Source organism: Streptomyces sp. 1331.2 (assembly GCF_900199205.1).
Taxonomy (GTDB): Bacteria; Actinomycetota; Actinomycetes; order Streptomycetales; family Streptomycetaceae; genus Kitasatospora.
On the sequence record NZ_OBMJ01000001.1, the window covers coordinates 2,318,631 to 2,342,821 of the forward strand.

The 24,191-nt window shown below is 74.3% G+C and carries 16 protein-coding genes and 2 pseudogenes; 4 read left to right on the forward strand and 14 right to left on the reverse strand.

The window, feature by feature from the left end; all coding sequences use genetic code 11:
• Positions 1-50: 50 nt before the first annotated feature.
• From CRP52_RS09735 to CRP52_RS40785, 5 genes and pseudogenes are all read right to left on the reverse strand, one after another.
• A complete protein-coding gene (locus CRP52_RS09735) occupies positions 51-2,180 on the reverse strand; it encodes an ATP-dependent DNA helicase (protein ID WP_097236029.1) in 2,130 nt (709 codons plus the stop codon).
• Positions 2,181-2,192: 12 nt separating this feature from the next.
• Positions 2,193-4,016, reverse strand: a complete 1,824-nt coding sequence (locus CRP52_RS09740) for an IucA/IucC family protein (RefSeq protein WP_257032392.1) — start codon at positions 4,014-4,016, stop codon at positions 2,193-2,195.
• On the reverse strand, positions 3,994-5,448 hold the full coding sequence (locus CRP52_RS09745; protein ID WP_097236030.1) for a lysine N(6)-hydroxylase/L-ornithine N(5)-oxygenase family protein: 1,455 nt from the start codon (positions 5,446-5,448) through the stop codon (positions 3,994-3,996). The genes CRP52_RS09740 and CRP52_RS09745 overlap by 23 nt, the downstream gene beginning before the upstream one ends.
• A 64-nt stretch (positions 5,449-5,512) precedes the next feature.
• A pseudogene (locus CRP52_RS40780) lies at positions 5,513-6,610 on the reverse strand (GNAT family N-acetyltransferase); the annotation flags it as partial.
• A 164-nt stretch (positions 6,611-6,774) separates the two neighbouring features.
• Positions 6,775-7,587, reverse strand: a pseudogene (locus CRP52_RS40785) (IucA/IucC family protein); the annotation flags it as partial.
• Positions 7,588-8,255: 668 nt separating this feature from the next.
• Here CRP52_RS40785 and CRP52_RS09765 point away from each other — a divergent pair.
• Complete coding sequence (locus tag CRP52_RS09765) at positions 8,256-9,476, forward strand: trypsin-like serine peptidase (protein WP_097236033.1); 1,221 nt, start codon at positions 8,256-8,258, stop codon at positions 9,474-9,476.
• A gap of 56 nt (positions 9,477-9,532) precedes the next feature.
• Positions 9,533-10,651, forward strand: coding sequence for a trypsin-like serine peptidase (locus tag CRP52_RS09770; protein ID WP_097236034.1), 1,119 nt, complete (start codon positions 9,533-9,535; stop codon positions 10,649-10,651).
• A gap of 100 nt (positions 10,652-10,751) precedes the next feature.
• On the opposite strand, the gene hflX is transcribed toward CRP52_RS09770, so the two are convergent.
• The 5 genes from hflX to miaA all read right to left on the reverse strand — a co-directional run bounded on the left by hflX (position 10,752) and on the right by miaA (position 17,641).
• Positions 10,752-12,254, reverse strand: coding sequence for a GTPase HflX (gene hflX / locus CRP52_RS09775; protein ID WP_097236035.1), 1,503 nt, complete (start codon positions 12,252-12,254; stop codon positions 10,752-10,754).
• A 315-nt stretch (positions 12,255-12,569) separates the two neighbouring features.
• Positions 12,570-14,798: a RelA/SpoT family protein gene (locus CRP52_RS09780; protein ID WP_097236036.1), complete on the reverse strand. Its 2,229-nt coding sequence runs from the start codon at positions 14,796-14,798 to the stop codon at positions 12,570-12,572.
• A 171-nt stretch (positions 14,799-14,969) separates the two neighbouring features.
• Positions 14,970-15,881 carry a diaminopimelate epimerase gene (dapF, locus tag CRP52_RS09785; protein ID WP_097236037.1) on the reverse strand — a complete coding sequence of 304 codons (912 nt, stop codon included), beginning with the start codon at positions 15,879-15,881 and terminating at the stop codon, positions 14,970-14,972.
• Between the two features lie 60 nt (positions 15,882-15,941).
• The gene (locus CRP52_RS09790) at positions 15,942-16,469 is read right to left on the reverse strand and encodes a hypothetical protein (protein WP_179852743.1); all 528 of its coding nucleotides are present in this window, start codon (positions 16,467-16,469) and stop codon (positions 15,942-15,944) included.
• A gap of 227 nt (positions 16,470-16,696) precedes the next feature.
• Positions 16,697-17,641, reverse strand: a complete 945-nt coding sequence (miaA, locus tag CRP52_RS09795) for a tRNA (adenosine(37)-N6)-dimethylallyltransferase MiaA (RefSeq protein WP_097236038.1) — start codon at positions 17,639-17,641, stop codon at positions 16,697-16,699.
• Positions 17,642-17,837: 196 nt separating this feature from the next.
• Between miaA and CRP52_RS09800 the strand changes: the two genes are divergently transcribed.
• Positions 17,838-18,086 (forward strand): antitoxin, encoded by a 249-nt coding sequence (locus CRP52_RS09800; RefSeq protein ID WP_097236039.1) that lies wholly within the window; start codon positions 17,838-17,840, stop codon positions 18,084-18,086.
• A 3-nt stretch (positions 18,087-18,089) separates the two neighbouring features.
• Here CRP52_RS09800 and CRP52_RS09805 read toward each other — a convergent pair whose 3' ends face one another.
• Positions 18,090-18,788, reverse strand: a complete 699-nt coding sequence (locus tag CRP52_RS09805) for a class III extradiol dioxygenase subunit B-like domain-containing protein (protein ID WP_097236040.1) — start codon at positions 18,786-18,788, stop codon at positions 18,090-18,092.
• A 98-nt stretch (positions 18,789-18,886) separates the two neighbouring features.
• A complete protein-coding gene (gene miaB, locus CRP52_RS09810; protein ID WP_257032393.1) occupies positions 18,887-20,404 on the reverse strand; it encodes a tRNA (N6-isopentenyl adenosine(37)-C2)-methylthiotransferase MiaB in 1,518 nt (505 codons plus the stop codon).
• Between the two features lie 184 nt (positions 20,405-20,588).
• Between miaB and CRP52_RS09815 the strand changes: the two genes are divergently transcribed.
• Positions 20,589-21,608: a TAXI family TRAP transporter solute-binding subunit gene (locus CRP52_RS09815; protein WP_097236042.1), complete on the forward strand. Its 1,020-nt coding sequence runs from the start codon at positions 20,589-20,591 to the stop codon at positions 21,606-21,608.
• Between the two features lie 75 nt (positions 21,609-21,683).
• Here CRP52_RS09815 and CRP52_RS09820 read toward each other — a convergent pair whose 3' ends face one another.
• Positions 21,684-23,108 (reverse strand): sensor histidine kinase, encoded by a 1,425-nt coding sequence (locus CRP52_RS09820; RefSeq protein ID WP_097236043.1) that lies wholly within the window; start codon positions 23,106-23,108, stop codon positions 21,684-21,686.
• 6 nt (positions 23,109-23,114) lie between these two features.
• Positions 23,115-23,873 carry a response regulator transcription factor gene (locus CRP52_RS09825; protein ID WP_097236044.1) on the reverse strand — a complete coding sequence of 253 codons (759 nt, stop codon included), beginning with the start codon at positions 23,871-23,873 and terminating at the stop codon, positions 23,115-23,117.
• Between the last annotated feature and the right edge of the window lie 318 nt (positions 23,874-24,191).

The following is a 24,191-nucleotide window of genomic DNA, read 5'->3' on the forward strand; positions in this document are numbered from 1 at the left end:
GCAGCGTGCGGGGAGCCCCTCCGGCGTTCCGAGGACCTGCCGAGGCCCGCTCAGCCCCGCTTCACCACCGGCCGCACCGGCGCCGCCGAGGCGTCGATCGCCGCCAGCGAGCGCCGCACCTGGTTGCGGTCCGTGGTGTACCAGAACCCGGGCATCGAGGACCGGAAGAAGCCCCCGTACCGCTTGGTCTCCACCCGTGGGTCCAGCACCGCCACCACACCCCGGTCCTCCGCCGCGCGGACCAGCCGGCCCGCGCCCTGCGCCATCAGCAGCGCCGCGTGCGTGGCCGCGACCGCCATGAAGCCGTTCCCCCCGCGCTGTTCGACGTCCCGCTGGCGGGCGCTCATCAGCGGGTCGTCCGGCCGCGGGAACGGGATCCGGTCCATCACGACCAGCTGACAGGCCGAGCCCGGCACGTCCACGCCCTGCCAGAGCGAGAGCGTGCCGAACAGGCAGGTGCTCGCGTCCGAGGCGAACTCGCGGATCAACTCGCCCAGGGTGTCCTCCCCCTGGAGCAGGATCCGGTGGTCCAGCCGCTCGCGCATCGCCTCGGCGGCTGCCTGGGCGCCGCGCATCGAGGAGAACAGGCCCAGCGTCCGCCCGCCGGCCGCGCCGATCAGCTCGGCCAACTCGTCGAGCATGTCCGGCCGTTCGGGGTCGCGCCCGGGATCGGCCAGGTGCTTGGCGACGTACAGGATGCCCTGCTTGGGGTACTTGAACGGCGAGCCGACGTCGATGCCGCGCCAGTGCGGCACCGCGTCCTCGCCGAACGCCGGGCCCTGCTCCGGATTGTCCCCGGCCGTGCGGACGTCCGGCAGCCGCGTCTCGGCGGGCAGGCCGACCGAGGCGGCGACGCCGTTGAAGTCCCCGCCGAGCTTGAGGGTGGCGGAGGTGAGGACGACCGAGCGCTCCTTGTACAGCCCCTCGCGCAGCAGCCCGGACACGCTCAGCGGGGCGACCCGCAGCGAGGCGGTGCCCAGCCCGTAGCGGTCGCTGCGCTCGATCCAGACCACGTCGTACTCGGAGCCCTCCAGCAGCCGGTCGGCGGTCTCGTGCAGCGTCTCGGCCGAGGCCATCGCCTGCTTGCGGACGGCGTCCTCGTCGCTGAGCCCCTTGTCCCTGGTCTCCCCCAGCGAGGTGATCACCTGGCGGGCGGCGTCCCGGATCGCGGTGACCGCGTACGCCAGGTACTCCGGCAGTTCCTCGACCCGGCCGGGCTGGGCGGTCTCCATCAGGCCGTGGTAGTTCTCGGCGGCGGCCTGCAGGGCGTCGACGGCCTTCTCGTTGGCGAGCCGGGCGGCCCGCTTCACCGCCCGGTTGACCGCGCCGACGGTCAGCTCGGCGGTGGCCGCGCCGGTGACCCGGTTGACCAGCTCGTGCGCCTCGTCCACGATCAGCAGCCCGTGCTCGGGCAGCACCGGCGCGCCCTCGATCGCGTCGATGGCGAGCATCGCGTGGTTGGTGACCACGACGTCCGCGAGCTTGGCCCGCTCCCGCGCCTTCTCGGCGAAGCACTCCTGCCCGTACGGGCAGCGGGTGGCGCCCAGGCACTCCTTGGAGGTGACCGAGAGCTGCGCCCAGGCCTTGTCGGAGACGCCGGGGCTCATGTCGTCCCGGTCCCCGGTCTCGGTCTCGTCGGCCCAGTCGCGCAGCCGCAGCACGTCCTGCCCGAGCTTGCCGGTGGGCCCGCCGAGGGCGTCCACCGGGTCGAACAGGCCCTCGCCCTCGTCGCTCGGGGTGCCCTCGTTGGCCCGGTGCAGGCACAGGTAGTTGGAGCGGCCCTTGAGCATCGCGTACAGCGGGCGGCGGCGCAGCACCGGGTGCAGCGCGTCGACGGTGCGCGGCAAGTCCCGTTCCACCAGCTGGCGTTGGAGCGCCAGGGTGGCGGTCGCGACGACCACGCGGTCGCCGTGGGCGAGCGCGGGCACCAGGTAGGCCAGGGACTTCCCGGTGCCGGTGCCGGCCTGGACGAGCAGGTGCTCGCCGTGGTCGACGGCGTCGGCGACGGCCTCGGCCATCCGGACCTGTCCGGGGCGCTCGACGCCGCCGACGGCCGCCACCGCGGCGTGCAGCAGTTCGGGGATCCGCGAGCGCGGGACGGGCACTGCTTCCTCGGCCTCGTCGCCGAGGTCCGCCGCCCGCTGGGATTCGGAGTCGTGGGATTCGGAGTCGTTCGTCATGACCCTCCCACCCTACGGGGCGGGGGTGACAATCCGGTCCCGTTGCGCGGGCAACCGTACGTCCACGGCCACCAGCGCGTTCGGCACCGTCCCGTACCGCGCGGCGTGCGGGCGGAACGGGCGGTCCTGGTAGCCGTCGAGGAGCAGCCGGTTGCGGTTGAGGCAGAGCCGGTCGATCCGGGGCCGGAACAGGTCGAACAGCTCGAAGCGCTCGCGCAGCTCGGGGAAGCGGTCCTGGTGGCGGAGGATCTCGGCGCGCAGCAGCGCCCAGAACTCGGCCTCGGGCAGCCCGGTCTGCGCCTCCAGCAGCGGGGCGAGGTAGCGGAAGACACCGATGAACAGCCCGGAGTGGATGAACTGGCAGAGCCCCTGCGGGTGCTCCCGCAGCAGGACGTCGGCGACCTCGGCGGGCAGGTCGCGCAGCTCGGGCAGGTCGGCCGAGCTGAGGTTGACGTCGTCCACGAAGTCCTTGACCGCGAGCCGGGCCGGGGTGTCCCGCTCGTCGAAGACGACGATGGCGTTCTCGCCGTGCGGGGAGAAGACCAGGCCGTACCGGTAGAGGAAGTGCAGCAGCGGCGGCAGCATCGCGGCGAACAGCCGGGCGGTCCACTCGGCGGGGGTACGGCCGGAGCGGGTGATCAGCTCGGCGGCGAGCGCCCGCCCGTCGGAGCCGGTCTGCAGCAGGGCGGCCAGGGTGCGGGCGCGTTCGCCCGGGTCCAGGCGGGGGCCGAGCGGTTCGCGCCAGATCGCGCCGAGCAGCTCCTTGTACTGGTAGGGCGCCTCGGGCAGCTCCCGGTACAGCGGGTGGTCGACGGTGACGGAGGCGATCTCGCCGAGCAGGATGACCCGGCACTCGTCGCGCAGGAACGGGTCGGCCTCGTACAGCCCGTGCAGCCAGGCGGTGACGGCGGGCGCGGCGAGGGTGCGTTCGGTGGGCAGGCCGCGCCAGACCAGGGTGTTGAGGATCGACAGCGGCAGCTTGACGGTGCAGCGCTCGGGGCGGGCGGTGTTGAAGAAGGAGCGGATGGACTGCTGGGGCAGTCGTGGGTCGCCGTCCGAGGGCAGCGGGACGATTTCCCCGGACGCGATCCAGGGCGCGAACAGCGGCAGGATCGTCTCGTCCCACTGCCAGGGGTGGACGGGCAGCAGCAGGTAGTCGTCGGCGTCCGGGCCGAGCGCGGCGCGCAGCGCATCCACGTCGTCGAGTTCGCGGGCGTAGAGCTGCTCGGGCCGTTCCAGGCCGGGTACGCCGCGGTACTCGGCGAGCCGGCGGTGGACGGCGATCCAGGGCAGTGGGCGCGGGCTGCGGGCCTCGGGGGCCCAGCGGGCGGCGTCGACGGCGGAGAAGCCGATCCGGCCCTTGTTGGGGACGATCCAGGGGTGGCCGGTCTGTCGGCCCTCCAGGGCGGGGTGGTCGAGGTCGGCGAGTTCGGCGGCGGTGAGCGCGGTGGCGAGCTGGCGGGCGTCGGCGGTCAGGGTGGCGGAGAGTTCGCGGATCAGGTGGCCGGTGGTGTCGCCGGGCATCCCCAGGGTCTCCCGGGCGTACGGGAGGAAGCGCAGCGGGTCCAGCCCGTCGGGCTCGGAGCACCGGACGGAGTCCGGGTCGACCTGCCAGCCGTCGTAGGCGCCGCGCCGGGCGGTGAAACGGTACTCCACGCCGGGCAGCTTCAGCAGGTACTCGCCGTCGAGGGCCCCGGGCAGCGGCGTGAGCAGCTCCTCGTAGGCGAACTCGCCGAGCATCTTGGCCAGCAGGGCGCGGCCGGCCCGCTGCCAGTGCCCGGCGGTGAGGTGTGGGGGCAGGTAGAGCGGCGGTTCAGCGGCCGGCTGTTGCGGCACGGGTCAGCTCCTGGGGGCGGGGGAAGACGGGGGTCTGTTCGAGGGGTGCGGGTACGGCTGCGGGTCCGGAGGCGGGTGCAGGGGCAGGGGCGGGCGCGGGGGCGGGCGGCGCGAAGCCGGTCCAGGCGGTGCGGGTGGGCAGCCGGTGGACGGTCCGGCCGGTGACGGCGTTGAGGATCACGGCGGCCCGGTGCGCGCCGAGCCCGAGGTCGGGCGTGCCGACGCCGTGGGTGTGCAGTTCGGCGTTCTGGACGTAGAGGCCACCGGTGAGCTCGGGCCGGGTGGCGACCCGGTGGTCGAGGTCGACCCGGTAGCGCCCGGTCTCGTCCCAGTCGATCAGGGGGGCGAGCGGTTCGAGCGCGGCCGGGCGGGCGGCCCGGTAGCCGGTGGCGAGCACCACGGCGTCGGTGCGCAGCACGTGCTCGGCGCCGGAGTCGGTGTGCCGGCAGCGCAGTTCCAGGCCGCCGCAGGGGCCGGGGCGGGCGTCGGTGACGCCGGTGCCGGGGGTGATCTCCACCGGGGCGGTGTCGATCGGGCGGCCGATGGTGCGCTCGTAGAGGTGGTCGTGGATCTCGGCGAGGGTTTCGGCGCTGGCGGCCTTGTGCAGCTGCCACTGGGCGTCGACCAGGGTGTCCCGGACGGGCGCCGGCAGGCCGTGGAAGTAGCGGGTGTAGTCGGGGGTGAAGTGCTCCAGGCCGAGCTTGGAGTACTCCATGGGCGCGAGTGCCCGGGTGCGGGTGAGCCAGCGCAGCCGGACGCCGTCGTCCTGGTGGCGGCGGAGCAGGTCGAGGAAGACCTCGGCGCCGGACTGCCCGCTGCCGACCACGGTGATGTCCCGGGCGCCGGCCAGGTCGGCGCGGCGGTCCAGGTAGTCGGCGGAGTGGAAGGCGCGGGGGTGGCCAGCCAGGGCGGCGAAGGCCTCGGGGCGCACCGGCCGGGTGCCGACCCCGAGGGCGAGGTTGCGGGCCCGTACGGTGGACCGCTGCCCGGTGGCGGTGTCGGTCAGCTCCACCCGGTACCACGGGCCCTCCCCCGAGGTGCCGGCCCAGTGCAGGGCGGTGACCTCGGTGCCGAAGCGGCAGTTGGGCAGCCGCTCGGCGGCCCAGCGGCAGTAGTGGTCGTACTCGCGGCGGGGCAGTTGGAAGCGCTCGGCGAAGTAGAAGGGGAAGAGCCGGTCCTGCTCTCGCAGGTAGTTGAGGAAGGACCACGGGTTGGTCGGGTCCACCAGGGAGACCAGGTCGGCGAGGAAGGGCACCTGCATCCGGGCCCCGTCCACCAGCATTCCGGGGTGCCAGCGGAACTCCGGGCGCTGGTCGCAGAAGAGCGTGCGCAGGCCGGGGACGGGCTGGGCGAGCGCGGCGAGCGAGAGGTTGAACGGGCCGATGCCGACGCCGAGCAGGTCGTACGGCGGCTGGGAGGCTGCGGTGTCCACGGGGTGTCCTAGGCGGGATCGGGGCCGGGCGGGGTCTGCCGGCCGAAGGCCGGGGCCGGGCGGGTCAGGGCCGGGCGGCCCGGGTTCGCACCATGAGGGCGGCGCGCTTGCCGGGCAGGTCGAGTTCGGCGGCCGTCCGGAACCCGGCCCGTTCGAAGGCCCGGACCGAGCGCCGGTTGCGGACGTCCGGTTCGGCGACGACCCGTTCGCAGTGCGGGCGGCGGCGCAGGATCCGCTCCGCGAGGACGCCCAGCAGGACGGCGCCCAGCCCCCGGCCGCGGCTGGCGGCGGGGCCGAGCAGCAGGTGCAGGCCGGTGTCGTACGGCCGGGCCGGGTAGTGGGCGGCGAGCGGGTCGAGGTCGGCGCGGTAGACCTCCCAGTAGCTCATCGGCTCGCCGTCGAGCAGGCCGAGGCAGGGGAGGCTGCGGCCGTCGCCGTCCAGCTGGGCCCGGACGTGCCGGGCGGTGCGTTCCGGTGGTCCGGCGAGTTCCCAGAAGGCGTCGACCTCGGGGTCGTTCATCCACCCGGCGAGCAGGTCCAGGTCGGCGGGCAGCCGGACGGGCCCGAGCCGGAACTCGCCGGCCGGGGTGGGGATCGCGCCCCACCCGGGCAGGTCGTCGAACATCAGGGGCCCGCCACCGGGTTGGGGATGTCCACGTACACGGACTGGGTGGCGACCGGGCCGACCAGCTCGTCCAGGCCGTTGATCCGGGTGAGCAGGTTGGCCTTGCAGGGCAGCGTGGGCGCGTCCAGCAGCAGTGCGGGCAGCGCCGAGCCGGTGGCGGCCGCGGGACCGGCCAGGAACCGGCGCAGCGCGGCCAACAGCACCGTCTCGTCGGCCAGTTGCTGGGAGCCGAGGGCTCCGATCAAGCCGAGGACGTGGTTGATGCCGAGGTAGTAGGCGAAGTGGTGGTCGATCACCGGGTCGGGGAGGAAGGTGTCGCTGTCGGTGCCGAGCCCGGGCAGCCGGGCGGTGAGCCGTTCGGCGGCGCTGTCCCGGTAGTAGTAGCCCTGGTTGTCGCGGTAGCGCCCGCCGGTCGGCCAGCCGTCGGCGTCCAGCAGGACCAGGCTGTTCTGCTGGTGGGCTTCGAGGGCGATGCCGGCCCGGCCGTCCAGCCAGAGGACGGGCAGCACGACGGTGTCCAGGTAGCGCAGGAACCATTCGGCGGCCACGGTCGGCAGCGGGCGGCCGCAGCGGGCGGCGAGCGCCCGCAGGGTGTCGCCGAGCCGGGAGGGCACGGTGTCGCCGGTGCCGAGCGGCTGTTCGGCGACCAGCCCGGCGACGCAGAGCACGCGCTCGGCGGGGGCGAAGGGCTGGGCGCGCAGCACGGTGTCCAGGCCGCCCGGGTCGCCGAGCGCGGGGTGGTCGACGCCGATCCAGGCCGGGTCGCGGACGATGTCGAAGCCCGGGTGGGCGGCCCGCCACTCGGCGGCCAGCCCGCTCTCCAGCAGCCGGTGCATCTCCAGGCCGCGGTGGAGCTCCTTGCGCAGGTTCTCCCGGCGGGAGTTGGTGATCCGCAGGCCGAGCGAGAGCTTGAGCATCCACGGGGTGCCGGGCCGGTAGACGGTGCGCACCGAGGAGGTGGGGTACCACGGCTCCCCGGCCGGGCCGAGGTCGTGCAGCAGCCCCTCGGCGAGCAGTGCGGCGACGGCCGGCCGGTGGGCGAGTTCGCGGGCCTGCCAGGGGTGCAGCGGCAGGGCGGCGGTGCCGGGCGGCAGTGCGGTGCGGCTGCCGAGCAGGCCGGCGGTGAGCTGGTCGGCGCTCTCGGCGACGGCGGAGCCCGCGGCGAGCAGGTCGCGGTCCACGGCGTACCAGTGGAGCTGGAAGGAGCCGTGCAGTTCGGGCGAGTAGGCGGCGCTCTGGGCCGGGCCGAGGCCGTCGCGGCTCTTCGGGGTGGGGTGCAGCGGGTGGCCGAGCAGCAGGGACTGTTCGGCGGCGAGGAAGTGCGAGCGCTCCGGTCCGCCGGGGGCGGGGGCGGTGCGGCGGTGGGCCAGGATCTCGGCGGTGCGGACGACCGAGTCGGCGACCCGGCCGGCGAGGTCGGCGACCTGCCCGGGATCGGGCCGCTCGGCGGCCGCGGCGGCGAGCAGCGCGGCGGCGGTGACGGCGTCCACCGGGGTGCCGGCCGAGGCCTCCACCGGAGCGCTCCCCGCCGCGAGGGTGGCGCGCCCGAAGCGGTGCCAGCCGCCCGGGGACCAGTAGCGGACCGGGGCGGTGAGAAGGGCGGCGCCGCCGAGGACGGCGATCCGGAGTCGGCCGTCGGGGCCGGGGCGGGCGCCGGTCTCCCGGGTCCAGCAGCGCAACAGGGCTTCCAGTGCGGCCTGTTCGGCGGCGACCGCGGGGTCGGCGTGCAGCAGCGGGTCGGGCTCGACGGTCGACCGCGGCGCGGCCAGCGGCGGTTCCGGCGGGGCTCCGGTGAGGGCGGTGCTCAAGGCTGCTCCTTGGGGCGCGTGGGGGTGCCGACGCGCGGGCGGAGAAGGGAACCGGCGGGCGCTCGCACCGTCGCGTCAGGTAAGGGTTACCTATCCATGACGGGTGATCACAAGGACGGCTCACTCGTCCGGGTGAAGATCGGAGATTGTCCACCACCGGAGGTCGGGACCCTGCTGCACCAACGGATCAACCGGGCCCGCGTCGCGGATCGGTGACCTCCGGTCCGGGCCGCAACCCGGGGGGTGGGCACGGCCGTCCTCGTCGGCGATGGAAGACTCCAGGACGGTGGCCCACCGCACCACAGGCCCACCGCACCACCGCACCACAGGCGGACCGAGCACCGAACCGACCGAGCACAGGGGGACGCGCACAGATGTCAACGATCCACCGGTCAGCACTGGCCGCCGCCGCGGTCGCGGGAGCCCTGTTCGCCGTGAGCGCCTGCGGACCTGACGGCCCGGCGGGCAGCGGCGCGGGCACCGCCGCGCCGCCGCCCGACTCGGCCGCGGCGAGCGGCGGTTCGAGCGGTTCCGACGGAAGCGGCGGAAGCGGCGTGATCGGCGGGATCACCCTCCCGTCCGGTCTGCCGACCGGCCTGCTGGAGGGCCTGCCGAGGAGCTGGGACGACCTGAAGAAGTGGAAGTTCGAGGACTGGGACACGTGGGCGTCCAAGCACGTCTTCAACAACCCGGTGGTGAAGGACTTCTGGGATCCGGACAAGATGGGCGACTCCAAGCCCGCCGAACCGGCTCCGCCCGCCGCCAAGCCCGCCCCCACGACCCCCAAACCCGCCACCGACGACGGCGTGACCGATCCGGAGCCGCCGGCGGTCAAGGCCGTGGCGGTACCGCGTCCGTACACCAAGCAGCCCTCCGGCAAGGTGTTCTTCTCCGCCCAGGGCGGCCGCGGCAACTGCTCGGCGACGGTGATCACCGACCCGCAGCACCCGGGCAAGAGCAACCTGGTGTGGACGGCGGGCCACTGCGTGCATCCGGGCAAGGGCGGCAGCTACTACAAGGACCTGGTCTTCGTGCCCGCGTACAACAACTCGGGCGCGTCCAGCGGCGGCAAGCGGGCCCCGCTGTCCGAACTGGCCCCGTTCGGCACCTGGTGGGCCGACCAGGTCGCCACCTCCCCGCAGTGGACGGTCGAGGGCGGCAGCTCCGGCGACGCCGCCAACCAGTACGACTTCGCGGTCATGCGCGTGCACAACCAGAACGACACCGGCAAGTCCCTTGAGGAGACGGTCGGTTCGGCCGTCCCGGTGTGGTTCGACGCCCCCCGCGACAAGCTCGGCGTGTGGGCCACCGGCTACCCGCTGCTCAAGCCCTTCGACGGCCAGGAGCTGTACCGGTGCGACGGCGGCAAGCCGACCCGGCTCTCCTTCGACGCCAAGCGCCCCTCGATGCTCACCATCGGCTGCGACATGACCCAGGGCTCCAGCGGCGGCGGCTGGTTCGCCACCATGCCGGACGGCAGGACGGCCCTGGTCAGCAACACCTCGATCGGCACCCAGGAGCACACCTCGCTGAGCGGCCCGTACCTGGAGACGGTCGCCAGGCAGGCCCTGGACTGGATCTCCAGGAAGCAGTAGCCGCCACGGGGGGCGGCGGTACGGGAACACCAGCACAGCGCGGGGGACGATGCAGCATGCCCAGAACCACCAGCCGGGGACGCCGGACCGGCACGGCCGGCGCCGCACTGCTCGCCGCGCTCGCCCTCGCCGCGACCGCCTGCGGCCCGGACGGCCCCGCCAGGCCGGCCGCCCCGCCCCCCGCCCTGCCCAAGTCCGCGCCCACCAGCCTGGGCGACCTGACGGGCTGGAAGCTGGAGGACTGGACGAAGTACGTCGCCGACAGCGGGTTCGCCGAGGACGCGGCCCCGGGCGCCTGGTCGGCCGCCCGGATGGACGCCGCCAAGCCGCGGCCCACCCCGGAGTACTCCCTGACCGGCCCGGCGGCCCCCGGCGTCGAACGGGACCCGGCGCCCACCGCCGTCCCGGCCCAGCCGCAGCCGCACCCGTACGGCCTGCCCGCCGCCGTGGTCGGCCGGCTCTTCATGACCACCCCGCAGGGCGACGCGGCCTGCTCCGCCACCGTGGTCTCCGACCCGGCCAACCCCGGCCGCAGCAACCTCGTCTACACCGCCGCGCACTGCCTGCACGACGGCAAGGGCGGCGGCTGGCTGAAGAACCTGGTCTTCGTGCCCGCCTTCAACCGGGACGGCCAGGCCGCCCACGGCAAGCCGTACGCCGACCGGCAGGCCGCCCCGTACGGCCGGTGGACGGCGGTGCGCGCGCTGGTGTCGCCGACCTGGCTGCAGGAGAGCGGCGTCGGGGCCCACAACCAGTTCGACTACGGGATCCTCCGGGTGCGCGGCGAGGACGACTCCGGCAGGTCCCTGGAGGAGACGGTCAGCGGCGCCGTCCCGATCTGGTTCAACGCCCCGCGCGACCAGATCACCTCGGCCGCCGCCTACGGCTACCCGGCCGAGCGGCCCTTCGACGGCATGGAGCTGGACCACTGCGACTCGCCCGTCGCACCCGCCCGGCTCTCCTTCGACCGGACCCGCCCGCCGCTGTACGTGATCGGCTGCTCGATGACGGCGGGCTCCAGCGGCGGCGGCTGGTTCATCACCAAGGACGGCAAGCCCAACCTGATCAGCGTCGGCGCGGTCGGCAACCGCAACCCGGCCGGCTACCAGGCCGGACCGGCCCTGCAGGACCAGGCGAAGCAGGCCTTCGACTACTTCGCCAAGAACGTCAGGTAGCTTCCCCAACGCTCCCCCTACGCAGGAGCTCCCCCATGCAGGAAGGGCCCCCGGGACTGTTCCCGGGGGCCCTTCCCACGCCTTCGGCGTCGATTCTCGATCAGCCCTGCAGGGCCACCGCGAAGTACTCCAGCTCCGCCGCCAACTCGGCCGGCACCTTGGCGTGCAGCAGCGTGCCCTCGCCGGTGTGCTCGGCGGAGAGCAGCTCGCCCTCCGCGTGCACCCGGGAGACCAGCCCGCCCTGGGTGTAGGGCACCAGTGCCCGCACCTCGACCGCCGGACGCGGCAGCTCGTCGTCGATGAGCTGCAGCAGCTCCTCGATGCCCGCGCCGCTGCGGGCCGACACCACGATGGCGTGCGGCTCGCGACGCAGCAGGCGCTGCAGCACGTGCGGGTCGGCGGCGTCCGCCTTGTTGATCACCACGATCTCCGGCACGTTCTGCGCGTCGACCGAGACGATGACCTCGCGGACGGCGGCCAGCTGCGTCTCCGGCTCGGGGTGCGAGCCGTCCACCACGTGCAGGATGAGGTCCGCGTCGGCGACCTCCTCCATGGTCGAGCGGAAGGCCTCGACCAGGTGGTGCGGCAGGTGCCGGACGAATCCGACCGTGTCGGCCAGGGTGTAGACCCGCCCGCTCGGGGTCTGGGCCCGGCGCACGGTCGGGTCCAGGGTGGCGAACAGCGCGTTCTCCACCAGTACGCCCGCGCCGGTGAGCCGGTTGAGCAGGGAGGACTTGCCGGCGTTGGTGTATCCGGCGATGGCCACGGACGGCACCTGGTGGCGCTTGCGCTCCTGGCGCTTGGTGTCGCGGCCCTTCTTCATGTCGGCGATCTCCTTGCGGAGCTTCGCCATCTTCTCGCGGATCCGGCGCCGGTCGGTCTCGATCTTGGTCTCACCGGGACCACGGGTGGCCATGCCGCCGCCGGACGAGCCGGAGCCACCACCACCCATCTGCCGGGAGAGCGACTGACCCCAGCCGCGCAGCCGCGGCAGCATGTACTGCATCTGGGCGAGCGAGACCTGCGCCTTGCCCTCACGGGACTTGGCGTGCTGGGCGAAGATGTCCAGGATCAGGGCCGTCCGGTCGACGACCTTGACCTTGACCACGTCCTCCAGCTGGATCAGCTGGCCGGGGGTGAGCTCACCGTCGCAGACCACGGTGTCGGCGCCGCTGGCGGCGACGATGTCGCGCAGCTCCTTCGCCTTGCCGGAGCCGATGTAGGTGGCCGCGTCGGGCTTGTCACGGCGCTGGATGACGCCGTCCAGCACCTCGGAGCCGGCCGTCTCGGCGAGCGCGGCGAGCTCCGCCATCGAGTTCTCCGCCTCCTCCAGCGTGCCGTCCGTCCAGACGCCGACGAGAACCACGCGCTCCAGGCGGAGCTGGCGGTACTCGACCTCGGTGACGTCCTGGAGCTCGGTGGAGAGGCCGACGACACGGCGCAGGGCGGCTCGCTCGCTGCGGTCGTACTGGTCGCCGTCGTAATGGTGGTCGAGGTCCTCGTCGATGGCCGCGAGGTCCTCGTCCATGAGGGCTTCCGCCCGCAGACCGTCGAGGCGGCGCGTGGCGTCGGCGTGGTCGCGGGTGTCGAACGTGGAGGTCATTCTGTCCTTTGGCTCGCTGGTACGGGTGGCCTTCGGGGACCGTCGGAGCGGTCCCGTAAGGAGTCTGCCCAGCTGCCGACCCGGCTATCGTCCGGGCGGGGTGAGCTACCCCTCGGGTCCTCAAGCGCCACCGGGCTCCTGTGCCCCGATAACGCCGCGGACCGGCCGTGAATTCCCCATGATGGTCGCACGCCCGGCCCGGGCCGGTCATCCCCATTTACCGGCCGCCCACGTCCCGACGGACGGCCGCCCCCGTCCCGGCGGACGACCGCCCACGTCAGCCCGCCCGGAACCAGGCCGGAACCGAGCCGGAACCTAGCCGACCTCCGGGGCGTGCGGCCGGCTCACGTCGTACACCCCGGAGACCCGCAGCATCGCCCGCATCAGCCCGGGCAGCGCGCCCGGCTCGGGCAGCTCCACGGTGTAGGTGTGCCGGACCCTGGACTCCTGCGGCGGCTCGACCTCGGCCGAGACGATGCCGACGCCCTCGGCGGAGATCGCCGCGGTGAGGTCGGCGAGCAGCCGGGGCCGGTTCAGCGCCTCCGCCCGCAGGGTGGCCCGGTGCCCGTCCGCCGGGGCGTCCTGCGGCTGCCAGTGGACCTCCAGCGCGTCCCGGCCGTCCGCCCGCATCCGCTCCCCCGCCGGGCAGCCGGTGCGGTGCACGGCCACCGCGCCGCCGCGGATCGGGTAGCCCGCCACCGCGTCCGGCGGCACCGGCGTGCAGCAGCGCGCCAGCCGTACGGCCGCCCCGGGCCGGCCGGCCACCGTGACCGGGGTGGCCCGCTTCTCGGCGGCCCGCCGTCCGGGCCCGGACGGCCGACCGGTCCGGGCGGGCTGACCGGGCTGGCCGGGCTGGCCGGGCGGAGTGGCCGCCGGGCCGGTCCGGACCGCCGGCAGCCGGGCCGGTGGGTCGGCCAGCCAGCGTTCGATGGCCAGCCGGGCGGCGGGGGTACGGGCGTGGGCCAGCCACTCGGGGGCGGGGCCGGAGGGCTGCCCGCCGCCGGCCGGAAGGGTCTCGGTGAGCACCGCGATCTGGTCGCCGTCCTCCAGCACGGTGGAGAGCGCGCTGAGCCGCCCGTTGACCCGGACGCCGATACATCGGTGGCCGGTCTCCTCGCCGAGCAGGTAGGCCGCGTCGACGCAGGTCGCGCCGGCCCTCAGCTGAAGCGTTTCGCCGCTCTCCGTCACGACGGTGATCTCGCGGTCGCCGGCCAGGTCGGCGGTGAGCGCGGACCAGAAGGCGTCCGGGTCGGGCGTCTCCTGCTGCCACTCCAGCAGCCGGCTGAGCCAGCCCGGCCGGGCAGGGTCGGTGCGGTCCAGCTCGTCGGTGTCCTGGGCGGTGCCGGCCGGGGACGGGTCGCCCAGCGCGACCACCCCGGTCTCCGCGACCTCGTGCATCCGCCGGGTGCGGACCAGCACCTCGACCACCGCGCCGCCGCTCAGCGCCACGGCGGTGTGCAGCGACTGGTACAGGTTGAACTTGGGCGCGGCGACGAAGTCCTTGAACTCCCCGGGCAGCGGCGTCCAGCAGGTGTGCAGCTCGCCGAGCACGGCGTAGCAGTCGGCGTTCTCCTCGACCACCACCAGCAGCCGCCCGAAGTCGGCCGGCCGCGGCCCGCTCGGCCGGCCGTCCGGCCCCGTCCCGCCGGAGCGCTTGAGCAGCACCCGGTGCAGCGAGACGCAGTGCCGGGGGCGGACGGTCACCTCGGCCGCCACCCCGGCCTCGGCCAGCTGCTTGGCCAGCTGCCGGGCGAAGGGCTCCAGCACGGCGTCCGGCTCCGCCTCGTGACCGGCCATCAGGGCCCGGGTGCGGGCGTACTCCTCGGGGTGCAGGGTGGCGAAGACGATGTCCTCCAGCTCCGCCTTGAGCACCTGGATGCCGAGCCGTTCGGCCAGCGGGATCAGCACGTCCCGGGTGACCTTGGCGATCCGCACCCGGCTGGCCGGCTTCATGTGCCGGATGGTGCGCATGTTGTGCAGCCGGTCGGCCAGCTTGATCACCATCACCCGGACGTCGTCCCCGGTGGCGACCAGCATCTTGCGGAAGGTCTCGGCCTCGGCGGCGGCGCCGAAGTCGACCTTCTCCAGCTTCGTCACCCCGTCGACCAGGTAGGCGACTTCGGGCCCGAAGCCGGCACCCACCTGGTCCAGCGTCAACTCGGTGTCCTCCACCGTGTCGTGGAGCAGCGAGGCGACCAAGGTGGTGGTCCCGGCGCCGAGTTGGGCCAGGATCATGGTGACGGCGAGCGGGTGGGTGATGTACGGCTCGCCGCTCTTGCGCTTCTGGCCGCGGTGGCTGGCCTCGGCGAGCCGGTACGCCCGGGCGAGCAGGCCGAGGTCGGCCTGCGGGTGGTGCAGGCGGTGGACCCGGACGAGCGGTTCCAGCGCGTCCGGCACGGGCGGCCGGCCGGTGGCCAGTAACGCGGCCCGCCCGGCCCGGCCGAGGGCGGCCCGGCCGAGCTCTCCGAGGGGCCTCCTGGCCCCGGCCTGCCGTACGGTCGTCGGCTGCCCCAGGCCCAGGGGCTGTCCGGCTTCGATGGTCATCGGCGCACCTCCGGCAACGGTCGCCGGGCGCTGCCCCTCCCCATGGGGTGATCGACCCGGTGGTCCATGCTACCGAGCAGAGCACGTTCCGCGACGCCGTGATTCCCGTCCGCGACCGGTATCACCCGATCGGGGGGATTCGTCGCGGTACGAAGTGGGCAAACCGGGCCGTCAGCTCCGGCTCAGCGACGCCCACCAGCGCTCGTCCAGCCGCCCCTCGGCCACGATCACCGCCGGGCCGGTCATCTCCACCCGGCCGTCCGGGTGCTCGGTGATGACCAGTCGGCCGCCGAGCACGTCCACGGTGTACGCGACGGCCTCGCCGGTGACGGCCGGGTCGGCACCGTCCCGGCGGATCGCGGCCACCGCGACCGCGCAGGCGCCGGTGCCGCAGGACCGGGTCTCGCCCGAGCCGCGCTCGTGCACCCGCATCGCCACGTGCCGCGGTCCGCGGTCCACCACGAACTCGACGTTGACGCCCTCGGGGTAGACGCCCTCGGGGCTGGTGAGCGGCGCGGTCCGCAGCTCGCCGGCGTGGTCCAGGCTCTCCACGAAGGCCACCGCGTGCGGGTTGCCCATGTTGACGTTCAGGGCCGGCCAGCGCCGCTCGCCGACCGCGACCTCGATGCCGTCCGGCCCGGGCAGCCGGGCGCGGCCCATGTCGATGGTGACGTCACCGGGCGTGCCGTCCTCCGCAGCCTCGGCGACCTTCGCGGTGAGCACCCCGGAACGGGTGGCGACCGCCAGCTCCCCCGGCTTGGCCAGGCCGGTCTCGACCAGGAAGCGGGCGAACACCCGCAGCCCGTTGCCGCACATCTCGGCGATGCTGCCGTCGGAGTTGCGGTAGTCCATGAACCACTCGGCCCGGTCGGCCATCCCCGCGGCGGCCGGGTCGGCGGCGGAACGCACCACCCGCAGCAGCCCGTCCCCGCCGATCCCGGCCCGCCGGTCGCACAGCGCCGCGACGGTCTCGGGCCCGATCTCCAGCAGGCCGTCCGGATCCGGGACGATGACGAAGTCGTTCTGGGTGCCGTGCCCCTTGAAGAAGGGAAGGCCGCCCTGCGGGAAGGAGGATGCGCTCACCCTCCCGATGGTACTGATATTCGCCCGCTCGCCTCCGGGGCGGGGGCGGCCCGCCCGGGCCTACCGCAGGTAGGCGACCCGCCAGACCGCGAGCGCGCAGGCGGCCAGCGCGATCAGGGTGTAGACCACGATCGCCTTCCAGCCGGCCCGCTGCCCGGAGCCCCGTCGCGGCAGCCCCGGCCACTTGTAGCCGGCGTGCCGGGCGGCCATCGCGCCCCAGCCGAAGGAGGCGGCGGTGAGCAGCAGCCCGAGCATGCCGACCATGGTGGCGCGCGAGCCGGCCGAGCCGAAGGCGAGCGGGAAGGCGAACATCAGTGAGCCGAGGGTGCCCAGCAGGGCGATCGGCAGGGTCTGCCACCAGCGCAGTCGGCGCCGCGGCCGGATCTCCCGTTCGTGCACGGCACCCCCCGGCGGTGTGCGGGTGTCCAGGGCGGGCAGCGCGACCGCGTACGAGGTCGGCGCCTCAAGTCCGGTCAGCACCGGGAGGTCACCCATCGTGGACTCGTCGAACGTGGACTCGTCGAACTCCTCGGCCGGGGCGGTGACGCTCCCGCTCTGACCGGATTCGGGGCCGGTACCCGTCGACACGCGGCCTCCCCTGACAGTTCGACACGAGCGGACTCGCGGCCGGGCGCGGTCGGCCCGTCCGGCCGACCCCTCTGGCATCGATGATGGCATGTCCAGAGGGGCGTTCCGGGCCTGACCGGGGTCGACGGGTGATCCGTGGCCATCACGTGATCGGGCCGTGACCGCCGGTTCGTCCTGCACGGTCGCCTGCGCGCGCAGGTGCACCGCCGAATTGGCCGGAACCCGTCCTACGCGGCCGGAACTCCCTGACCGTCGATCAGTTCCAGGGACCGTTCCAGCAGCTCGACGGGGTCGGTGCCGGCCGGTCGGGAGAGCCAGTGGATCCGGTCGTCCCGGCGGAACCAGGACTCCTGACGGCGGGCGAAGCGCTTGGTCGCCCGGACGGTCTCGGCCCGCGCCTCGTCCTCGGTGCACTCGCCGGCGAAGTGGTCGAGCACCTGCTGGTAGCCGAGCGCCCGGGAGGCGGTCCTGCCCTCCCGCAGTCCTGCCTTCTCCAGCTCCCGCACCTCGTCGAGGAGTCCGGCCTCCCACATCCGGTCGACCCGCAGCGTGATCCGCTCGTCCAGCTCGGGGCGCGGCACGGCGACGCCGATCTGCACGGCCTCGTACACGGCGGTGTTGCTCGGCAGGTTGGCGGTGAACGGCTGCCCGGTGATCTCGATGACCTCCAGCGCGCGGACGATCCGGCGGCCGTTGCTCGTCAGGATCGCCTCGGCCGCCGCCGGGTCCAGCGCGGCCAGCCGCCGGTGCAGTTCGTACGGTCCGGCCTGCTCCAGTTCGGCCTCCAGCCGGGCCCGCACCTGCGGGTCGGTGCCGGGGAACTCCATCTCGTCGATCGCCGCCCGGACGTACAGCCCGGAGCCGCCGACCAGGACGGGGGTGCGCCCGGCGGCCAGCAGCCGGTCGATCTCGGCCCGGGCCAGCCGCTGGTACTCGGCCACGCTGGCGGCCTCGGTGACGTCCCACACGTCCAGCAGGTGGTGCGGCACTCCGCCGCGCTCGGCCGTGGTGAGCTTGGCGGTCCCGATGTCCATGCCCCGGTACAGCTGCATCGAGTCGGTGTTGATCACCTCGCCGTCGAGGCTGCGGGCGATGGCGACGGCCAGGTCGGACTTGCCGGCGGCGGTCGCGCCGACGATCGAGACGACACGCGGGGTACGGAGGCTGCTCACCGTTCCAGTCTCGCAAAACCCCCGCGGCACCGGAGACCGGGCTGCCGCTCGCCCGCCACTGCGCGACGATATGACTGTTCCCGGGACCGTTTCCGGCCGTTTCCCCAGGTGGTGCCCGCTTTGCGAACACTTCGTCGGGCGCGGACGTTGTGCAGGGGACGGGGACCGACGGACGACAGGGAAGGGTGAGACCGCCATGGGTCTGATGGACAACCTCAAGGGCAAGGCCGAGGAGCTCAAGGAGAAGGCCAGCGAACTCGCCGGCAAGCACAGCGAGCAGATCGACAACATCGTCGACAAGGCCGGCGGTGCGATCGACAAGGCGACCAAGGGCAAGTACAGCGAGAAGATCGAGCACGGCACCGACCGGGCCAAGGGCGCGGTCGACGACTTCGCCCACAAGCCGAAGCCGGACGGCGGCGGGGGCCAGGCCCCGCAGTCCTGACCGTCAGCTCCAGGACGCCACGAAGTACCCGACCCCGTACGGCGCGTCCTGGTAGCCCAGCCGCCCGGTGAGACCGGCGCCCTGCGCGGCGCCGGCCAGCACCTGCCAGGGCGCCCGGCCCTCGGCCTTGAGCTCGGCGGCGAGGCCCGCGTCCAGGGCGGCGAGGGCGGGCAGGTCGGCCGTGCCCAGGGCGGTGGCCTGCGCGGCGTCGAAGCCCTCGGCCCGCTCGTCCAGGTAGCCGGGCGCCTTCACGGTGCGGCAGGCGCTGCCGTCGCCGAGCACCAGCAGGGCGACCCGGTCGGCGAGGCCGGCCAGGCCCTGGCCGAGGCCGAGCATCCGGTCGGCCGGGGCGTCGGCGGGCACCGCGCAGGCGTGCGTCGGCAGGGTCACCCCGGCGCGCTCCAGCAGCCAGGCGCCGACGGTCAGCGAGGGCGCCAGCTCCGGCCCCTCGACCCGGTCCCCGGGCAGTTTGGCGACCAGCGGCACCCCGTAGCGGTGGAAGGAGCCGGCCCCGCCCTCGGTCCACACCTCGGCCTCCGGCCCGGTGCCGACCACCACGACCAGCTGCGGCCCGGCCGCGACCAGCGCCGCCAGCGCCTCGTCACAGGCGGCGCGCAGCGCGTCCAGCTCGGCGGCCGCCCCGGCGGCGACCTCGGGGACGAGCAGCGGCGGACAGGGGCACACGGCGGCGGCTACCAGCATGTGGATCACTCTAACCAACACGAACGGCGGCCCGGCAGGACTGGGAAGTCCCACCGGGCCGCCGTCACACGCAGCGCGTCAGCGGTTCAGCAGCGCCGTCAGTCCCCGCAGCAGGCCCCGCCCGCCGGCGCGGCGAGCGGCAGGGCCGCCGGGGCCCCGATGGACGGCAGGCCGAGCATGACGCCCGTCGAGCCACCGGCCGCCGGCTTGGCGGCGGGCTTGGCCTGGCGCTTCTCCCAGGCGTCGCCGGCCCGGGTGCGGCGCACCGCGAGCACCGGGCCCTCGGCGAGCAGGTGGTGCGGGGCGGCGTAGGTGATCTCGACGGTCACCATGTCGCCCGGGCGCACCGGCTCCTCGGGCTTGCTGAAGTGCACCAGCCGGTTGTCGGGGGCGCGGCCGGAGAGGCGCCGGGTCTGGTCGTCCTTCTTGCCCTCGCCCTCGGCGACCAGGATCTCCAGGGTGCGGCCGACCTGCTTCTTGTTCTCCTCCCAGGAGATCTCCTCCTGGAGGGCGATCAGCCGGTCGTAGCGGGCCTGCACGACCTCCTTCGGCACCTGGTCCGCCATCTCGGCGGCGGGGGTGCCGGGGCGCTTGGAGTACTGGAAGGTGAAGGCGTTGGTGAAGCGGGCCTCGCGGACGACGTGCATCGTCTCCTCGAAGTCCTCCTCGGTCTCGCCGGGGAAGCCCACGATGATGTCGGTGGAGATCGCCGCGTCCGGCATCGCCTCGCGGACCTTGCGGATGATCCCGAGGAAACGCTCCTGCCGGTAGGAGCGGCGCATCGCCTTGAGCACCCGGTCCGAGCCGGACTGCAGCGGCATGTGCAGCTGGTGCATCACGGCGGGGGTCTCGGCCATCGCGGTGATCACGTCGTCGGTGAAGTCGCGTGGGTGCGGCGAGGTGAAGCGGATCCGCTCCAGGCCCTCGACCTGGCCGGCGGCGCGCAGCAGCTTGGAGAAGGCCTCGCGGTCGCCCAGGTCGGAGCCGTAGGCGTTGACGTTCTGGCCGAGCAGGGTCACCTCGATGACGCCCTCGTCCACCAGCGCCTCGATCTCGGCGAGGACGTCGCCGGGCCGGCGGTCCTCCTCCTTGCCGCGCAGGGCGGGGACGATGCAGAAGGTGCAGGTGTTGTTGCAGCCGACCGAGATCGAGACCCAGGCGGCGTACGCGGACTCGCGGCGGGTCGGCAGGGTGGAGGGGAAGGTCTCCAGCGACTCCAGGATCTCGACCTGGGCCTTCCGCTCGATCGCGGCCCGCTCCAGCAGCGCCGGCAGGTGCCCGATGTTGTGCGTGCCGAACACCACGTCGACCCAGGGGGCACGCTGGACGATGGTGTCGCGGTCCTTCTGGGCCAGGCAGCCGCCGACGGCGATCTGCATGCCCTTGTGGCGGCCCTTGACCGGCGCTAGCTGGCCGAGGTTGCCGTACAGCTTGTTGTCGGCGTTCTCGCGCACCGCGCAGGTGTTGAACACCACCAGGTCCGGGTCGCCCTCGGGCCCGGCCTTGACGTAGCCCGCCTCCTCCAGCAGCCCGGACAGCCGCTCGGAGTCGTGGACGTTCATCTGACAGCCGTGCGTGACGACCTTGTAGCTCTTCAATCCGCTCTCACCGCTCACCAGACCAGGGTACGGGCAGCCGCGAAGCGCTTTTCCCGGAGCTTCCCCAGCCCCGACCGAGGCCCCGACCGAGGTCCCGACCGAGGCCCCGACCGAGGCCCCGCCCAGGGCCCCCGGCTCCGCCCCGAGCTTTGCCCGTCCCGGTCCCCTCCCGTTCGGCCGGAGCGCCTGGCAGTATCCCTGCATGGCCCCCACCACCCCGTCCCGTCTCGGCGCCGCCGCCCGCACCGCGGCCCGCAGCCCGCTGTGGCGGACGCTGCTGGTGCTGGTGCTGCTGGTCGCCGGTCTGGGCGGCTGGTGGCTGTCGGCGGCCCGCTCGCCCGGGTACCCGCACGGGGAGGTCCGCTTCGCCACCGGCGTGCAACGCGGCGTCTACGACCGGTACGGGCAGCTGCTGCAGGCGCACGTGTCCGGGACGATGCCGGGGGTGCGGCTGGCCCTGGACAGCTCCGAGGGCTCGATAGACAACCTCAACCGGGTGATCACCGGCCGGGACGCCTTCGCGATCGCCACCGCCGACGCGGTCGCCGACTACCAGGGCCCCGGGAAGGAGCGGCTGCGGGCGATCGCCCGACTGTACGACGACTACCTGCAGCTGATCGTCCCGGTCTCCTCCCCGGTGCGCCGCACGGCCGACCTCAAGGGCCTGCGGGTCGGGGTCGGCCTGCCGCAGTCCGGCGTGAACCTGGTGACCAAGCGGCTGCTGGCTGCGGCCGGGCTGGACCCGGACCGCGACATCGTCCCGGTCCCGGCCGGGGTCGGCGACGCCGCCGACCAGCTGCGCGAGGGCAGGCTGGACGCCTTCTTCTGGTCCGGCGGGCTGCCCACCAGCGCGCTCACCGACCTGTCCGACCACGTCCGGATCCGGATCGTGCCGCTCAGCGACCTCGCCGAGGCCCTGCACAAGGCCGAGGGCGGCGGCACCGACGCCTACCGGGCGGCCACCATGCCCAAGGGCACCTACCCGAACGCCGAGCCCAAGGAGGCCGTCGCCACGGTGGCCGTGCCCAATCTGCTGATCACCCGGGACGACGCGGACCCGGGCCTGGTCGAGGGGATGACCCGCGCGGTGATCGACAGCCGCGACCAGATCGGCGCCCAGGTGCACGCCGCCCAGCTGGTCGACCTGCGCACCGCCGTCTACACCGACCCGCTCCCGCTGCACACGGGCGCGGCGCGCTACTACCGCTCGGTGAAGCCGTAAGCCCCTGCCGCACGCGGGCACCGACGCCGATCGCCCGCCGATGCCGATCGCCCGCCGATGCCGGAGCGCGGGCCGTCACTTCTCCGGCCGCGGCACCGTCAGCGTCACCGCGAGCCCGGTCGGCTTGACCGGCGCGAAGCCGAGCGAGCCGCCGCCGGCCGCCAGCAGGGTGCGGGCGATGGACAGGCCCAGCCCGGAGCCGTCCACGTTCTGGTGCCGGGGGCTGCGCCAGAACCGGTCGCCGGCCCGGGACAGCTCGTCCTCGGTGAGGCCGGGCCCGGCGTCGACCACGGTCACCGCGACCTCGTCCCGGCGCACCGCGACCCGCAGCCGCACCTCGCTGCCGGCCGGGCTGAACTTGAGCGCGTTGTCCACCACGGCGTCCAGGGCGGAGCCGAAGCCGATCGGGTCGGCCATGCCGATCGCCAGCGCCGGGCCGTCCCAGCGCAGCGCGATCCCGCGCCGCTCGGCGACCGGCCGCCAGGCGTCCACCCGGGCCAGGGTGAGTTCGGCGAGGTCGGTGCGCTCCGGCTCCGGGCGGGCGTGCTCGGCGGTGGCCAGCCCGAGGAGGTCGTCCAGGACGCGGGCCAGCCGGACGCCCTCCTCCCGGACGCCGCTGAGCTCCTCCTCGTGCCCCTCGGGCAGCTCCAGGCCGAGCACCTCGACCCGCAGCAGCAGCGCCGAGAGGGGGTTGCGCAGCTGGTGCGAGGCGTCCGCGACGAAGGCCTTCTGCTGGTCCATGGCGAGCACCACGTGGTCCGCCATCTCGTTGAACGAGCGTGCCAGCCGCTGGAGCTCGGGCGGGCCGCCGCCGGGGGCGACCCTGGCGGCCATCCGGCCGGTGGCGATGTCGTGGGTGGCCCGGTCCAGGGTGCGCACCGGCCGCAGCACCCATTCGGTGAGCCGGACGGCCAGCAGCACGGCGACGATCATCGCGGCGGCCTCGCCCGCGCCGAGCACCAGCCACTTGTGCACCACCCGGGTGCGCAGCGCCCCGGTCGGGGACTCGCTGAGCACCACCGCGACCACGTCACCGTCACGCACCACCGGGGCGGCGACGGTGATCGTCCGGTCCGGGGTCCACGGCCAGACCTGCGGCGGGTTGTGGCTGCGCCGCCCGTCCAGCGCCTCCTGGAAGGCCTGGGCACCCCAGCCGCCGGCCGGTACCCGCCAGTCGACGGGCGCGGCGGCGATCGGCAGGCCGTCGCGCTGGAAGATGCCCAGACGCACGCCGTACAGGTCGTAGTAGCGGCGGACCTCGGCGTCGATCGCGCGCTGTCGGCTGAGGTCGCCGGGGGCGGGCTCCGGGTCGCCCTTGCGCGCCGAGTCGACGGCGCCGGAGGTGGGCAGGTCCTGGGCGAGGCGGGCGGCGTCGTCGAGCCGGTCGACGACCACCTTGGTCTGTTCGGCCGCCGCGACCGCCGCCGCGAGCGGCAGCCCCAGGGCGGCCAGGACGCAGAGCATGAGGGCGATCAGGATGCCGAGCAGGCGGGTGCGCACGTGCGGTCAGTGCTCCGCGGGGGCGTTCGGGGCCTGGTCCGCGGCGACGGGCGCCGGGGACTCCGGGATCAGCCGGTAGCCGACACCGCGCACCGCCTCGACCAGGCCGGGCAGCGCGAGCTTGTTGCGCAGCGAGCCGATGTGCACCTCCAGGGTGCGCCCGTTGCCCTCCCAGCCGCTGCGCCAGACCTCGCTGAAGATCTGCTCGCGCCGGTAGACCACGCCCGGGCTCTGCGCGAGCAGGGCGAGCAGGTCGAACTCCTTGCGGGTGAGCGGCACGTCACGGCCGTCCACGCTGACCCGGCGGCGCTCCCGGTCGATCCGGATGCCGCGGGACTCCAGCGGGCCGCGCTGCTGGGGGACGGTGTCGGGGGCGGGCACCGACACCGAGGAGGGGGCGGCGCCGCGGCGGGCGACGGCGTGGATGCGGGCGAGCAGTTCGCCCATGTCGTACGGCTTGGTGACGTAGTCGTCGGCGCCCAGGTTGAGGCCGTGGATCCGGGAGCGGACGTCGGCGCGGGCGGTGACCATGATCACCGGCACCCCGCTGCCGGCCCTGATCCGGCTGCAGACCTCGAAGCCGTCACGGTCGGGCAGCCCGAGGTCCAGCAGCACCACCCGGTACGGCTCGTTGCCGTCCGGTACCAGGGCGTCCAGTGCCTCGTGCCCGCTGCGGGCGTGCCGGACCTGGAACCCGTGCCGGCCCAGTACCGCGACGAGCGCGGCGGCCACGCGTTCGTCGTCCTCGACGAGCAGCAGTCGCATCCTGTTCTCCTCCTTCCCCCACGTGATCACCGGTGGTCGCGGACCGATCGGTCAGGCCCGACCCTTGCGCAGTATGGGCCAGCGGGCGGCCCGACGCCAGGCTGGACCGCGCACCGGGCTCGTGGGGGACGGGGAGCACCGGCGCTGCTTCCCGCTGTGACATGCCCCGCCGACGCCCTCGCGAACAGTACGTACGGACCGTGTGGCCGTTTCGTGATCCTCAAGTTCCGCTCAGATCGGCTGACGGCGCGCGGTCACGGCTCCTAAGGTCGGCCCACCGGGGGCTGCGGCTCCGCCGGCCGCGGCTCCCGGATTCGC